Here is a 14,771-nt window from a genome sequence, read left to right as displayed (position 1 = left end):
TTTTTTAGCGGTCGTATGGCTTTTTATAGAAGCACATCTCTGGAGATATATAAAGATACGGATAAACACTAAGATAAGAAAAGAAATGTATCTTTATAGCTTTCCCTTGGTTTTTGGGGAATTTCTTGGTGGGCAAATAACGCTTCTGACCGTTATATACTGACTGCCCTCTGTGGTGTTGCTGTCAGCGGTCTCTATGCGATAGCCTATAAAATTCCGAGTATTTTGTCTGCTTTCGGAAGTGTTTTTTCACGTGCATGGTCGATATCTGCGATCGTTGAGTATGACTCAGAGGACAGCAAAGGCTTTTTTGGCAATACGTTTTCTCTCATGAATTTCGTTATGGTTCTCATTTGTTCAATGATTTTGATTTGCAATATTCCATTGGCGAAAATCCTTTATGCAAAGGATTTTTTCGAGGCATGGCACTACACACCTTTTATTCTTTTCTCGGTCCTGCTTGACACAATGACTGAATTTATTGGAGGCGTTTTTACTGCTACACGAGATACAAAGGCAATCTCATATACGACCATTATAGGAGCAGTAGTAAATGTTGGCCTGAGTTTTCTATTGATTCCAATAATGGGGGCGTTAGGCGCGGCCGTGGCGACATTGATTGGATATAGTATTGTATATGGTACACGTCTTATCCTAGTTCGCAAATATATCCATATGAAAGTTTCAACAAAAAGAATTGCTACTTCATATATACTCTTACTCGTTCAACTTCTAGTTTCTGAACTGGGTCTTGTATCCATTCCTATTCAAATTTTAATATTTGTAGTTCTTGTCGTAGTTCAGTGGCCTGAAGCAAAGAAAGTTACAAATCTTTTCAAAAAAGTTTACAGAAAGCTCTTTTAGACTGCCTTTGATGTAACCAACTCTGGATGGGGGGAGCCCGAGGTCGGCGATGACGTGTCAGTGTAGCGCGGCGGGATCGACCGGCTGCGGCTGGAGAACGCGGTCTTGAGGGAGGCGATGCGGGTTTAAAAGCCGACGCCTCCGGGTCGAGGCCCCGAGGCGATGAGCAACCGGGAGAAGACGCAGGTCGTCGAGGAGCTGAGGGGTGAATACGGCTTGGGGCGGCTGCTTGCCATGCTGGGGCTGAGACGCAGCACGTATTATTACGAGCGGGCCGTGGTCGCCGCCGGCGACAAATACGATGAGCTGAGAGGCCGGATCCGCGGCCTGTTCGAGTCGGGCGGCCGGATCTGGGGGCGTCGTCCACCTGCCGCATGCTGCGGGTGGACGACGCCGAGCCTTTGGTCGTTTCGGAGAAGGTCGTGCTGTGGATCATGAGCGAGGAGAAGCTCGTCCTCGGCCAAACGCCGCAGGCGGCACAGCTCATACGAGGGCGAGATCACCGAGGCGCCGGGCAACCTTGTGAACAGAGACTTCCACGCTGAGGCGCCGAACGCGCTGTGGCTGAACCGACGTGACCGAGTTCAGGCTCGACGGGGTGCAAGACGACCTGTCGCCGGTCATCGACTGCTACGACGGCAAGGTCGTCTCCTGGACGCTCTCACGGCATCCGGGCCAGACGACGGCGAACACCATGTTCGAGAAGGCGATAGCCACGCTCCGGGAGTGAGCGGCCGGTGAGCCACTCGGACCGGGACTGCCATTACCGTTGGCCGGCATGGATCGCGATCTGCGACGCGGGCGGCCTGACACGTTCGATGAGTACGAAGGGATGCAGTCCGGAAAACAGCGCGATGGAGGGGTTCTTCGGCAGGCCCAGGAACGAGTTCTATTACCACCATGGCTGGAAAGGAATCACCTACGAGGAGTTCGAGAAGAGGCTGGACACCTACATGATCTGCTACAACGAGACCCGCATCAAGAAATCACTGAGTTAGCTCAGCCCGGTACAATACAGGAAAAGCCAGGGACTGGCCGCATAGCCAGTCCAAGAAAACGTCCGCATCCCCACTCAGCTTCATTTTTATATAATATACGGATATTTTTGAATGGTTATCACCCATCAATCCTTACTCGATAATCATCATTTTCTTTTTGAATCAATCACATATGAGAATATACCGTGTCAAGCCAAAGGCGTATATGTATATTTAGTGTTAGTTGCTGTTTTATTTTGAATAAAAGGTAATTTCTGAATGAGCAATCCTGAACGTGTGTTAGTTATATCATCCGCTCTAAATCGCGGTGGTGCGGAAACTATGGCAATGAATTATTTGCGACATTTTGACCGAGAAAAATTCAATATGATTTTTTAATAAGTAGCCGAAATGCAGGTAAAGGAGTATATGACCAAGAAGCGCTTTCTTTGGGCGCGAAAATTTTTCATCTCCCTTCTATGCGTTACCCAAGCTTTACCAAAGTTTTTCATCACTTCCTTCGGCATCATCCAGAATATAGAGTTATCCATTCCAATATTGATGAAAGAAGTTGTATTCCACTACGTATCGCTAAAGAAGAAGGAGTACCCATAAGAATTGCGCATGCGCACAGCACTAAGGTTACCAAAGATATCCTCGTTCCAATTCGATCTTATTATCGGCATAGAGTGCCCCAATATGCAACTCATTATTTTGCTTGCGGCGAGGAAGCAGGTAGGTGGCTTTTTGGCAATAAAGCCGTAGAATCTGGAAAAGTCATGATTGTCAGAAATGCTATAGATTTGAATTCATACGATTATTCGATATCCAAAAGAGAGACACAACGACATAATCTTGGCGTTAAAGATAATCAACTAGTAATTGGAACCGTTGGAAGACTAGAAACAGTTAAGAATCAAGAATTCCTAATTCGCGTTTTTAAAGAAATTACATTACGATATCCTAATAGTCTTCTTTACATTGTAGGAGAAGGTAGTCTGCATGAACAACTAATTCGTTTAGCAGAGAAACTTCAACTTACAGAAAATGTATGTTTCACGGGATCAGTCGCAGATGATTGGAATTATATGATGGCAATGGATGCTTTTATACTTCCATCTTTGTATGAGGGATTCCCGATGGCATTAGCTGAAGCCCAAATTACAGGCTTACCTTGTTACGCTTCCAGTAATATACCTGAAGAAAGTGATATCACGGGCAACCTTTCCTTTGTTTCCCTTAACGAATCTCCAAGTACTTGGGCTGATAAAGTTCTAAAAGGAATAGGCAATTTTCATCGATGCAATCAATCAGCAGCCGCTCAAAAGGCTCAATTAGATATTGAAATCGAAGCAAAAAAACTGCAAGAATTTTATATTAATGAATTAGGAAAGTTGTGAATTGAGGATGCGTGGAAAACTCGGATATGGCTCTACGCGCTCCGGCGAGGTTAACTATCAAAACACCCCAAGCAGCATGGCAAAAAATGTGCTCAGAATAGGCTTTGGAATGTTCTGCTACGACGTGAGAGCTGTTCGGACTTATCGTGAATAGATTCAATTTTATATCAGTTGACTAAGACTGCATTCAAAGATGATTTTGGTCACATATCAGGTAGGCTAATTCCTAATTTTAATCATAGTTAGTCACCTCTAACACCAAGAGATCTAATGTTGTTTTGCTTTACCCAGTTCTTTAAAAAACAAATGTCATTTCATCAAAAGTAGCCATTTTCGAAGACCAGGCACAGTAGACAAAATCCATGTCGACAAGACAGAGCCGGCATAAGACAAAATGAAAACAATAAAGAAAAGCAAATACCCTTTACCTAAGCTGGCACTTGGACCAGTCAACCAGCGAACACAGATAGCTAATATCCATGTATGAATCATATACATGCCAAACGAAAATCGAGAAATCGGAGTAAACAGTGTAATGAATTTTCGTGCATACTTTCCCTCAAACTTACAGAACCGGTACATAAGCACAAAGAAGAAAGTTGCACATCCAACCACCAAAATATTAGAATAGAAATAAGGATCTTGCAGATGTCGTTGCCGTGCAAGCAAGCGGAAAGCCAAAAGAAGCACAAGGCAAACGATAAAACTTAGTAAACACACAAGTGATGACAATCTCTTACGAATAAAGCCACTAAAACGCTTGAGAACAAAACCTATTATCAGATAAAGCATCCACACGGAATCACACCAACAGCTTGAACCGAAAATATTCATCTGCAGGACACTTACAATTCCATCTCTTCCGGTAAAGAGCATATGTACATTCTCAACTGTAGGAATTATGGTACCCGCTAAAAGTAAACAACCAATAAGGATATAAAGATAATTTCGTTTGCCTGACCGCAACAGATAATTTAACAGCACTGAAACAAGTGGAATACCTATATAAAGACAGAAAATCATCGGTAAAAACCAAAACGGTCCATCTGGAACCTGCATGAATAGGGCGATCTTCAATGAATACTTAAACGAAAAAGGAGATCTGGACAATCGAGCCAAGACATACCAAATAGCATTCCACACCTCAAGGCACACAAACATCGGCAACAAATTCCGCTTCAAAAACTTCTGTAAATATTGGGCATCATACTGTCTATCAAGCATGAGATAACCAGTAAGAATTACAAAAAGTGGGACACCAAAAGAACCAAACGTCTGGAAAACTGACACGTGGGCATCTGGTACGGTTATCGTCGCCGCATGCACAATTACCACCAATGATATTGCAACAAACCTTATGAAATCGAGGGCTACATCTCTTTTTTTTATTTGTTACCATATTTGCTCTTTTATCGGCTTTGACCAAGGTTTCTATTCTCATAATGTAATTGTTTCATCTTATTGCGAAGATTCGACCAGCAACGAAGGCTTTCGAACGACCTGGTACAGCATTCCTGCAATCAGAGATCAGACACTATAAGTAAAAATCCCTACGAAACGAGATATAATAGAATACCGTACAAATTGCAGTCTACAATAATTTTAACGTTTGTAGCTTCCTCCTTTTTTGATGTATCTTCTTTTATGCAAAAAGTTAAGATTCACGAGGAGAAATAAAAAATTATTTAATCGAACGAATATTGGTAATCAGGTGTGGGAGAATACTCGTCACAATAATCCTCAAACGTTGTGAAGTTGAAGCATAGTTATCGGAAAAAGCCAAGATAGAATTACTTTTAAGGAATGACAACGCCTCATCATAAAGGCTCTTTACCGACTGGTCAACACTTTGAACTTTACTGATCATTTCAAGTAGCCTACAATATTCCAAAGAACAGCGAAATGCAATTGCAGATTGTTGTTTCGGATATCGCTTTTGTGCCTGGAACCAAACTTCACGAATTGACTTATCGTAATCAACAAGTGAACTCATGCTGGGCGTAGAACTGATTGAAGAACTCCGTTTACGATATCCATAGTAATCCCCTGTAAGCAACGAAACATTTCGCGAATCAGCAAGAAGCCTCCATGTAGTCGGAAGATCCTCAAAGTTCTGACCTTCTGGGAATAAATGAGATTTCCATAAATCTGCAGTTGCTATTTTCCCCCAAGCAGCAGTACTCGCTTTTTTTTTTTTCAGAGAACAACTCAACAACCGCTTCTTCAGGTTTGACAGACTCTACTTGATCCCGTTCATCAGCTATAAAATCACTTTCATTCGTAAAAGTTGTTCCCTTACAAATTGCAACATCGCTATGACAAGAAACAGCTGCCTTCAAAAGATGCTCAACAAAGTGAGGTGTAACAAACATCATCGCTGTCAACATAAAGAATCCAATCACCTTTGCAAGCCGAAGTGCCTGTATTCCGAGCACCAGACAAACCTTTATTCATTTGGTGTATAACTTTTAATCGAGAATCTTGATGCTGTAAATCATCGCAAATTTTCCCAGATGAGTCAGTGGAGCCATCATCTACTAAAACTATTTCCAAATTCTTGTAAGTCTGAGAAACAACGCTGTGCACACACGCCATAACATAATGTTCCACGTTATAAACTGGAATTACAATGCTGACTAATGGATTTGTCTGTTCTCGCATCACTTTCCTAATCTCAATTGACTATTTGATTACTAGATTATAAGTGGCCACGGATTCTCAGACACTTATGAATAGTTACAGATAATATTCAGCAATTTATAACAGTCTTTAAACTTCGGGTCTGATGTAGATTCAATACCTATAATCCTCGATTTCGCAGAGAGCCATTCATGGGACGACAGGTTAAAACATTCGCGCTATCGCTGACTCGTAACTTTGATACCGAAAATATGCAAAGCGTAACACAAATCCTCATTTATGCACTTTTGAGGTTTCAAGCTTATGCTTGCCCCAAGAAGGGTTCAAAACAATCTTTGAGTCATTTGGTATGGAATAACAAAATGCAAGGATTACTGCAAATAAAGGATTATTGTCTATTACAACAACCAAAAACATACCTATTATTATAACTGAATATGCTGTCCAACCCCATTTTTTCTCGCTTAACCCTATGACAATCAATCGCAATAGAGGAAGTAAATAGAGAATTAAAAGCAGTAATCCTCCTTGAGCCGCTACTGAGATCAAACCACTGGTCTGTCCATTACCACCACCAAAGTTAACAAAAGATTCTTTATAATTCCCGATGCCGTGCCCCCATATAGGACTATTTAAAAACGATTTTAGACCTGTCGAAAAATCGCTGAAATGAGTATTAAGAGAAATAACATTTCTTTTATGCTTTACAATTAAATAACTTAGAACAGGGAAGAGTAATATAAGAAAGCCAAAAACGCATAAAATTATAACATTCATTTTTTTATTTTTTTTTTGCGAATTCTTTGGCCCGAAGATGAAAACAGAATCCAGCAAACCCAAATCAAAGGCAATAGAATAAACCCAAATGTGGAGAAGGTTAGCAAAGAACTTAAGCTAAAAATAAAGGCAGAAAACCAGTTAGGGCGTAATTTAAGTAATAGCTCCGATGCTAAGGCCGTCAAAAAAACGAAATTCGCCAAAGGACCTTCAACAAAAAACAAAGTGAATCTATATAACTGAATATTTTTCAGATTGGCCTCCTGCAGCGGAAATACCAATCCAAAATAACCATCACCAGAGTTTAGAGAACCCCATATATAAGTCACATGAATAGAAGGGAATATCTTTCCAAAAACCTCTGATAAAGACCAGATGACTAAGCCTAGAACACATAACCAAGTCAGAAATACTCTAAACTCTTCAAGAAAGTTATCAACTAAATAATCAAAACCAATTTTTTTAAAAATTGCAAGGTATAAAGGTAATAGAATCACCAATATTACGATTTTCTGTAAAACATATGCAAAAGAATTTATATTTAAAAAATATACAAGCCCTATACAAAGTAAAGAAAGTAAAGCAACAATAATAGGTTGCTGCATGTATGTTTTTATTGATTTTTTTGAGAATGAAAATAGCCAGATACCCGCACAAGCAATAAGTAGAATCTGGAGAAACATCGAAGATTTTTGCGAATGCTTGAAATAAACACTATAGGAACACAGGACCAATACGGCTATATTGACATATTCGATAATTTTATGAAATATAAATGACTTTTTATCTTGACTTATCTGATTAGCATCAGATCGTCTTTTGACAGATAAATAGTTGGTCATTAACAATATCTCCAATTACTCTAACTAAAGGCAATCTTTCTTTTTATAATTGAAAGCTTCCTCAGATATTCAACCTTCATTAATAATGTACTCTTCAGAAAAACATTTTAAATTTGCTGAATTGCAAAATAGCTTAACTTCGAAAGATATTGTCAAAAAACTTATACTATGTTTCTCCGAAAAATCTAAAAACGTCAAAATTAAAAACTCTCCGTATACTTTTTATCTGAAATTTTCGAAATTAGGAAGCCGCCGCCCTTTTTGAACCAATCTACCGGCTCGGGGCTCACGGTGGGAAGCTCCGTATATGCGTAACCCTGCGTTTTCAGCCACACGTCAAGCAGGCGCTCGCTCACCCGGCCCGGGTAACGCGCGTTGAACGCGTCGTATCGCCCCGGATCGATACGACGGGTCAGTTCGTCAAGAATCGGGAAAAGCCAGGAACAATATTCGTCAAGCCGACGTCGACTCATCACGAACATATTGAATATGTGGGCGCTTTTGCCGGCCATCACCTCATCGAAGGCAGGAACGTACTCCGGAAGTCTTTCGGCCAGCAATTTCCGAGTCTCATCGAACTGTTCGGCATGGAAGGTATGCGCATAATGGGAATAGACGCTCTCGATATAGTAATTGCGCTTCTTAGGAAGAATAATCTCGATGTTCGACCCGTCTTTAGCCTTCCTGTTTAAAGCCGTCTCAACATCCTCTCGCTTTGCAATCCTGTCGAACCTATTTTTGGCAAATAAACGCTTCATCGTGTTCGTAGTAGCAAAATGGCGACGATAATGTACCAAGCCTTTATAATCCGCTTCACAATTTTTCCAAAGCCAGTATAAAGCGGTGACCTCAGAGTATGAAGCGTTGAGATCAGAAATGTTGTCCCCTGTGTTATCGGTAACGAATTGCTTGCCCAAATCCACTTCTGGATGTAAGGAAGCCCCTACATGCATGGGCAGATACATATCGTCGCTAGGCATGCGATACGGTTTGTGGGCCGCTACCACGATGCAGATATCCTCACTCATCTCTGATTACTCGTCTCACTTTCTACATTCCGTCGAAGCGTTGTTCTTTAAAAGGTCTTTCCATTAGTAGTTCACTCCATTAGTAGTTCACTTTAGTAACACCAGGATCTTCCCAGCCCATCGGGCTTTGATCCATTTGCAAATCCGAAACCGTCTTTGGCGAAGTCGTGACATCGAAGGAGAAAGTAACAGACTGGCCAGGGGCGACTTGAACGACACCTGCGTAAAGCGATGTCCCGTTCAATGTTTTTTGCTGCATCCTCTCTGCATAACCAGTTACTGAAAGATTGCTGATGGACCCGCCAGCTGGGGCATAAATCAGAGTCTTTTCAACGCCGTTTCCGCGCGGTACTCCGCCCATGCCTCTGATGTAGTCAGGAACGGATTGCAACTCTGTCTGGGTCATAGTATTGGTCATCGTGTAATCCACATGATAGGTACGAGCTCCAGTAGAATTTGAACTCGTCCTGGTAATCTTTGAAGTCTTATGAATGTACCAATCCATTTTCGACGCATTTTGCTCATTGGAATAAACACCGACGGTTGGCTTGGTTTCATCATTGGGGGTATGAGCTGTAAGCTCTGATGATTGGAATTCAGATTCAATATTTGAATCGAATGCATACATCGAGAGGTGACGACCGGTGGCCATCTGCCCGGACACAGTCATAAGTCCCATCATCTTGCTGACATTCATATTGGCAAACAAGGAATCAGTTCCCTTGGTAGCAACCTGTCCAAAGTACGAATCCTGTTGTGCTGGGGAGTATTCCTTGTATATAGTGTTCAACAAGAATTGAGCCGTATTATCACCGGTTAATACACGTCCATCATCAAGGGTGACGTTTCCACTCATCCGAATCATGGCTTGCAAATAAACAGGATCTATGGTGATTACACCATCAATCGGCTGTTTTGCACCCCACGGCGTACGCTTCCAAACAGAATTCACATTTTCGGCAAGCCGTTGCGTATCCGGGCAAGAAGCCAGATCCTGCATCATCAAAGATTGATGCATAGGGCCCCACTCTTTAAACAAGGCTTTTTCGCTTGATGTCACCTTGGCCATCCCGTAAGGAACATATTCAGTATTAGGCCTGAACGCACCTACCGTAATCTTGCCATTATTAGTAGTCAGCACACCCACCGAACCAATCAAACCACCGGAAGAGCGGGCTTCTGAAGTCGTCATTGCTGTAACCGCATAGTTACGCTGCTGATTGGCTCCAAGAAAGTCCGGCAAGATCTGAAATGCATTTGATATCTGGTCAAATTTCTGGGCAAGTCCATCAAGTTTGGTTTTGGACGTACTGTAGGCATCTCGAACTACTTTAAGCTGGGCTTTTTGAACAGGCAACTGATCATAATACGCGACTTGGGTCTGCATAGCAGCGTTTGCAACTTTTATTTGCTGCTGTGATTGGAGAATCGGCTGCAGGTTAATCTGGCCGTTACCTTCACTCAACTGTGCACCTTTGAGATTATTTACGACATTCAAAAATCCCGGAACCGAATCGTGCACAATCCCGTCAACGGTTGATGTCATGCCTTGCACGGTCTTGATGTCGTTACCGATGTACGGGGCCTTGGCAGCCAGATTCCACAGCCTGCCATGCGCAATGTCGTTGGCCTGCCGCGTCTCGCTTTGCACCTGCGGCAGTTTCTGCGAAATCTGGTCCAGAGAATTGAGGTCTTTCTTGCCCGAAAAGCCGCTGAGCATCGACACCGCGTTCTGTTCGTGCGCTTTGACCTCTTTGGCCTGCTCGTACATGGTCTTGGCGGCGTACCCACCAATCCCTGCAATCGCAACCAACAGCACGAATATCACCAGCAGTACCCACGACCAGGCGCGATGCCGACGCATAGGCCTCGCGGCCGCCAAATGCCTACCTTGTGGTCGACGCATAAGATATTTCCCTTCACCTATATAACAATGCACCATTATGCACTATCGCCGCGGATTTCGCGGATTTTGAGCGAATCCTGCACAGATTCGGTATAAGTAGAGCGCAATGATGCGGATATAGGATGCCATGGCAATAAAATATCCATGCAAGGTAGTGAAACAGGCACACGCCAGAAAAGGGACAAAAACGCCCTATTTGCCTATGCACTATGTATTATGGTGTGAGCGGTTTCATACGACAGAAGAGGTTACATCGTGGCACAGAGAGTCGAGTCGGGTCTGGTTGCGCGGCCTTCTGATGCCACTCAGATGGACAATAATGCCTTGAGAATCGAACAAAATCCACAAACTCGCTTTGCAAACCAACACAGGAAACGCACGGCTTCCTCACCTCCTCATCGCGCAGACGAATCGGCAGGCAACAGCTTCTTTGACGGCTCGTATTTTCTTTCGGACAGCACAGGCAAATTCCATTCCAAAGCCACCGATGCCAACCATCAGCTACTGAGCTATTCCATTCCCAAATGGAGTCTCGCCTTCAACGCCACCCTTATCGTGCTCGATATCGTCGTGACGCTTTTGGCGACGGCGATGGTGCTGTTGTTCGATACCGGTGCTTATGCGAATTTACGCGGCTATGGCCGCGACCCGGAACGACTGAACGTATTCTTGGCGCTCATCTGTGTGGCATGGATCGCAAGCCTTGCTTCGCAGCAAATCTACCATCGCCACGCCATGGGCGAGGGCTACGAGCTTTACAGCAAGATCATCAACGCAGCTTTGGTTGATTTCGTCATCATCTGCATGTTCAGCTATATCTTCAAGCTCAACATCCCGCGTTCCCTAACCATCTTCATACCGCTTTTCTCTTGCGTGCTGGAGCTGCTGGAACGTTGGATCATGCGTCGTTCCCTGCATCGGCATCGTCGTAAAAACACGTTTATGTATGACACCGTGATCGTGGGGTCGCCTGAAGGAATCCGCAAGGTCATGGCGCAGCTGAAGAAAAACCCCGGGATGGGGTACAAACCCATCGCGGTCTGCCCTGTGGTCTCCGTCTCCAATAGCGTCAAGAACCAGAATTCGCCGGACGCCCAGCAACTCGTTTCGGTGCCGTTCAGCGCTGTCTATCCGGAGGAAAAAGGCCTGCGGATATTGCCGATGGATTCTCACTTGCCGCAAAAGGCGAAGGAACTCGGCTCTCAGGCGATCCTCATCGCCGATGTCATGTCCCGATATTCCGAGACGATGCGCACCTTCTCACTGGCCGTGGAGTCCATGGGCATCGAGCTGGCATTCATGGCCAATGTCGCCGATATCGCCTCTTCCCAACTCCACGTGCGCAGCAACCCTTCGATGCCGATGCTTACGGCCCGCCTACCGCAGTATTCCACACTGACCAGAGTGCTCAAACGCGTCTTCGACATCGTCGGATCCGCTTTCGCCATCATCATTTCCTCACCGGTAATGGCTTTTGTCGCTTTTCGTGTCAAGGCTCAGGACGGTGGTCCCGCGATATATTCCCAGCAACGCATCGGGCTCTACGGCAAGCCCTTCACGCTCTATAAGTTCCGTTCGATGCGCGTGAACGCTGACCAATACGACGAAGCGGTGGCCGAAGAAACCGGCAACGCGCACGGCATTCTCTTCAAGGCCGAAGACGATCCGCGCATCACCACATTCGGTCATTTCATCCGTAAGACCTCACTTGACGAATTCCCGCAGTTCTTCAATGTATTCAAAGGCGATATGAGCCTCGTCGGCCCGCGTCCGCAGCAGCAGTACGAAGTGGACCAATACGGCTCGCTCTATTCCGCTCGTCTCCTGGTCAAACCCGGTGTCACCGGGCCCTGGCAGATTTCCGGGCGCAACGAACTGAGCCAAGAGGAAAGCGAGCAGCTCGACATCTCCTATGTCGAGAACTGGTCGTTTACCGGCGACATCGCCATTTTGCTCAAAACCGTCATCGCCGTTTTCCGCGGCACCGGCGTATGATGTTCGCTGCGTCTGGCCTATGAGACTTTCTGCGCTTGTCATGTTCACTAGCTGTACTCGAAATTCGACATTTCTTTGTCTTTTATCTAACACTTCTTATGCTCGACGCGTGACACTTTTACGCCCAACCATCCGGCTGATGGTGTAATCTGAACCGGGTTAATAAGGCGGTAGTGAAGTATTTTTCTTCTCCGCTGAAGTTATAATCGAATGCTTTCGAATATATTTTTGAATATAGTGGAAAATGTATGCAGGTAATAATAATGGAATGTCAGCGCAACAAAGAAGGAGTACCTGATCGTGACTGATCGCGTGCAAACACCAGCAGAATCTCCTTCGAAACCATCCTTGTCGAAAGCCCTCACCAAAGAGGAATCCTATATCGACGGACACCTGAGCCACGCGGCTTTCATCTCCATCGCCATCCTCACCTTCATCACCTTCGTCGGCAACTTCACCCAGCTGCAGCTGAGCGCGGCATTGCCGACCATCGTCTCCGAGTTCCACATCAACGTGACCACCGGGCAGTGGCTGACCTCCGTCATCCAGCTGGTGCAGGGCGTCATGGTGCCGCTGACCGCCTACCTCACCCGCCGTTTCTCCACGCGTCAGATCGTCATCACCTCGATGGTCGTCTTCACGATCGGCTCGGTGCTGGCCTGGTTCGGCCCCACCTTCGTCGTCGTGCTCGCCGGCCGTACGCTCGAGGCCATCGGCTCCGGGGTGATGTGGCCCGTCTTGCAGATCATCGTCTTCACCGTCTATCCCATGTCCAAACGTGGCGTGGCCATGGGCACGGTAGGCGTGGCCATGAGCGTCGCACCTGCCATCGGTCCGACGTTCGGCGGCTGGCAGACCGATGCCAGCGGCTGGCGCTCCATCTTCGTCTCGCTGACCATCGTGGGCGCCATCGCCTTGGTGCTCGCCATTTTCGGCCTGCATAACTTCGGCGAGAACGACGATGACGCAAAAGCCGACTTCTTCTCGGTATGCCTGTCGATCATCGGCTTCGGCGGTCTGCTCTTCGGCTTCACCAATATCGAAACCTACGCATTCACCAATCCTCTGGTCTGGTTGCCGATGGCCGTAGGCCTGGTCGGCATCGTCTGGTTCGTCACCCGCCAGCTCAAGGGCGCCAAGCGCTACAAGAAGGAAATCAACGCGGCTATAAGCGACCTCGAAAGCTGCGAGCTTCAAGCTCTCAAGCAAAACGCGACAGAGGCTGCTGCACAAGTCGGCGGCAATTCGTCCTGCCCAACAAGCATCGAGGCCGTGCACGCCCTGATCAAGCGAGTCGCCGACAATCCGGATAACGCGAACAAGTTCAAGAAGCATTTCTCCAATTCCAAGAGCCGTTCAATCATCGACCGCATCAAGAAGATCCAGCCGCCGCTGCTCGATCTGACGGTGCTCAAGAACCACAGCTTCATGATGGGCACCATCACCGCGGCCATGAGCTTCTTCGCTTTCAGCTCCATCACCGTCATCATCCCGCTGTTCATCCAGAACGACCGTGGCTATTCGGCCACCATCTCCGGACTCGTGATGTTGCCCGGTGCCATCGGCCAGTGCATCGCGCAGTTCTTCGGCGGCCGCTTCCTCGACAAGTACGGTGCTCGCCCGGTGGCGTTGGCCGGTACGACCATCCTCATGATCGGCACCATCATGATGAGTTTCATCAGCACCGGTATCCCGATCTGGTGGGTCTCGATCTGCCAGTTCATCCGCCAGATCGGCATGGGCTTCGTGCTGATGCCGGTGACCACCTGGTCCCTCAACTGTCTGGAAGTCCGTTCGATGTCCGCCGGATCGGCCGTCACCAACACGGTGCGACAGATATCCGGAGCCATCGGCGCACCGGTACTGGTCATCCTCATGGAGGAGTTCACCAAGGTCTTTAAGCCTTTGATGGGTTCCCGTCATAATGCTGCCATTCTTGCCAACGTCTGGGGTATCAGGATGTCACTCATCATCAGCTCGGTCATCGCGCTGGGTATGGTGCTGCTCGTGCTCTTCGGCGTACGTGGCCAAGGCGCCGGCTCTGCCCGCGATCTCGCCAACCGTACCCTGCGTCACGTCCGCGTCCCCCGCTTCCACGCGCACGCCAAGCAAGCATGATTTAATCTGCCCTTCGCAAAGGCCGATGCCTATCCTTAAAAACGAGGATTATGCATCGGCCTTTTCATATTCGCTTGTTATGCTGATTGGCTCAATTTCCAATCCAAGATTCCTTTTACGCGTTTTCCTATTTTGCGGATTTGACCGATCATCCGAGATTTCCCAGATCTGCAACTCACATCAAACTCATCACGGCAACGGCAACAGCCGACTTCCCTTCTCAC

12 protein-coding genes are annotated in these 14,771 nt (G+C 46.1%); 6 read left to right on the top strand and 6 right to left on the bottom strand.

The genetic code is table 11. The features are described 5' to 3' along the window. Positions 1 to 225: 225 nt before the first annotated feature. The 4 genes from OZX74_RS01620 (at position 226) to OZX74_RS01605 (ending at position 3,241) form a co-directional block, all read left to right on the top strand. On the top strand, positions 226 to 864 hold the full coding sequence (locus OZX74_RS01620) for a polysaccharide biosynthesis C-terminal domain-containing protein (protein ID WP_277156851.1): 639 nt from the start codon (positions 226 to 228) through the stop codon (positions 862 to 864). 574 nt (positions 865 to 1,438) lie between these two features. Then, positions 1,439 to 1,594 (top strand): hypothetical protein, encoded by a 156-nt coding sequence (locus OZX74_RS01615; protein ID WP_277156850.1) that lies wholly within the window; start codon positions 1,439 to 1,441, stop codon positions 1,592 to 1,594. A 7-nt stretch (positions 1,595 to 1,601) separates the two neighbouring features. Beyond that, on the top strand, positions 1,602 to 1,862 hold the full coding sequence (locus OZX74_RS01610; RefSeq protein ID WP_277156849.1) for an IS3 family transposase: 261 nt from the start codon (positions 1,602 to 1,604) through the stop codon (positions 1,860 to 1,862). Between the two features lie 428 nt (positions 1,863 to 2,290). Continuing rightward, a complete protein-coding gene (locus OZX74_RS01605; protein ID WP_277156848.1) occupies positions 2,291 to 3,241 on the top strand; it encodes a glycosyltransferase in 951 nt (316 codons plus the stop codon). A gap of 309 nt (positions 3,242 to 3,550) precedes the next feature. Here the strand turns inward: OZX74_RS01605 and OZX74_RS01600 are convergent, their stop codons facing one another. From OZX74_RS01600 to OZX74_RS01575, 6 genes are all read right to left on the bottom strand, one after another. Then, positions 3,551 to 4,630: an acyltransferase gene (locus tag OZX74_RS01600; RefSeq protein ID WP_277157374.1), complete on the bottom strand. Its 1,080-nt coding sequence runs from the start codon at positions 4,628 to 4,630 to the stop codon at positions 3,551 to 3,553. A gap of 716 nt (positions 4,631 to 5,346) precedes the next feature. Then, positions 5,347 to 5,676 (bottom strand): hypothetical protein, encoded by a 330-nt coding sequence (locus OZX74_RS01595; RefSeq protein ID WP_277156847.1) that lies wholly within the window; start codon positions 5,674 to 5,676, stop codon positions 5,347 to 5,349. Positions 5,677 to 6,154: 478 nt separating this feature from the next. Then, on the bottom strand, positions 6,155 to 6,658 hold the full coding sequence (locus tag OZX74_RS01590) for a hypothetical protein (RefSeq protein ID WP_277156846.1): 504 nt from the start codon (positions 6,656 to 6,658) through the stop codon (positions 6,155 to 6,157). Next, complete coding sequence (locus OZX74_RS01585) at positions 6,655 to 7,263, bottom strand: hypothetical protein (protein WP_277156845.1); 609 nt, start codon at positions 7,261 to 7,263, stop codon at positions 6,655 to 6,657. Before OZX74_RS01585 ends, OZX74_RS01590 begins: the two co-directional genes overlap by 4 nt. Positions 7,264 to 7,700: 437 nt before the next feature. Then, on the bottom strand, positions 7,701 to 8,528 hold the full coding sequence (locus OZX74_RS01580) for a DUF4422 domain-containing protein (RefSeq protein ID WP_277156844.1): 828 nt from the start codon (positions 8,526 to 8,528) through the stop codon (positions 7,701 to 7,703). 79 nt (positions 8,529 to 8,607) lie between these two features. After that, positions 8,608 to 10,434: a DUF4012 domain-containing protein gene (locus tag OZX74_RS01575; protein WP_277156843.1), complete on the bottom strand. Its 1,827-nt coding sequence runs from the start codon at positions 10,432 to 10,434 to the stop codon at positions 8,608 to 8,610. Positions 10,435 to 10,689: 255 nt separating this feature from the next. On the opposite strand from OZX74_RS01575, the gene OZX74_RS01570 reads away from it, so the two are divergent. After that, the gene (locus tag OZX74_RS01570; protein WP_277156842.1) at positions 10,690 to 12,429 is read left to right on the top strand and encodes a sugar transferase; all 1,740 of its coding nucleotides are present in this window, start codon (positions 10,690 to 10,692) and stop codon (positions 12,427 to 12,429) included. A gap of 300 nt (positions 12,430 to 12,729) precedes the next feature. Beyond that, positions 12,730 to 14,547 (top strand): MDR family MFS transporter, encoded by a 1,818-nt coding sequence (locus tag OZX74_RS01565; RefSeq protein WP_277156841.1) that lies wholly within the window; start codon positions 12,730 to 12,732, stop codon positions 14,545 to 14,547. The last annotated feature ends 224 nt before the right edge of the window (positions 14,548 to 14,771 follow it).

Source organism: Bifidobacterium sp. ESL0798 (assembly GCF_029395415.1).
In the GTDB taxonomy this organism is placed as follows: domain Bacteria; phylum Actinomycetota; class Actinomycetes; order Actinomycetales; family Bifidobacteriaceae; genus Bifidobacterium.
Note: the sequence above shows the minus strand (reverse complement) of the source record. Positions and strands in the feature narration are given on the sequence as shown.

Coding starts and splice junctions, on each gene's coding strand:
- OZX74_RS01590 (WP_277156846.1), bottom strand. CDS start 6,658: ATGAATGTTATAATTTTATGCGTTTTTGGCTTTCTTATATTACTCTTC.
- OZX74_RS01585 (WP_277156845.1), bottom strand. CDS start 7,263: ATGCAGCAACCTATTATTGTTGCTTTACTTTCTTTACTTTGTATAGGG.
- OZX74_RS01580 (WP_277156844.1), bottom strand. CDS start 8,528: ATGAGTGAGGATATCTGCATCGTGGTAGCGGCCCACAAACCGTATCGC.
- OZX74_RS01575 (WP_277156843.1), bottom strand. CDS start 10,434: ATGCGTCGACCACAAGGTAGGCATTTGGCGGCCGCGAGGCCTATGCGT.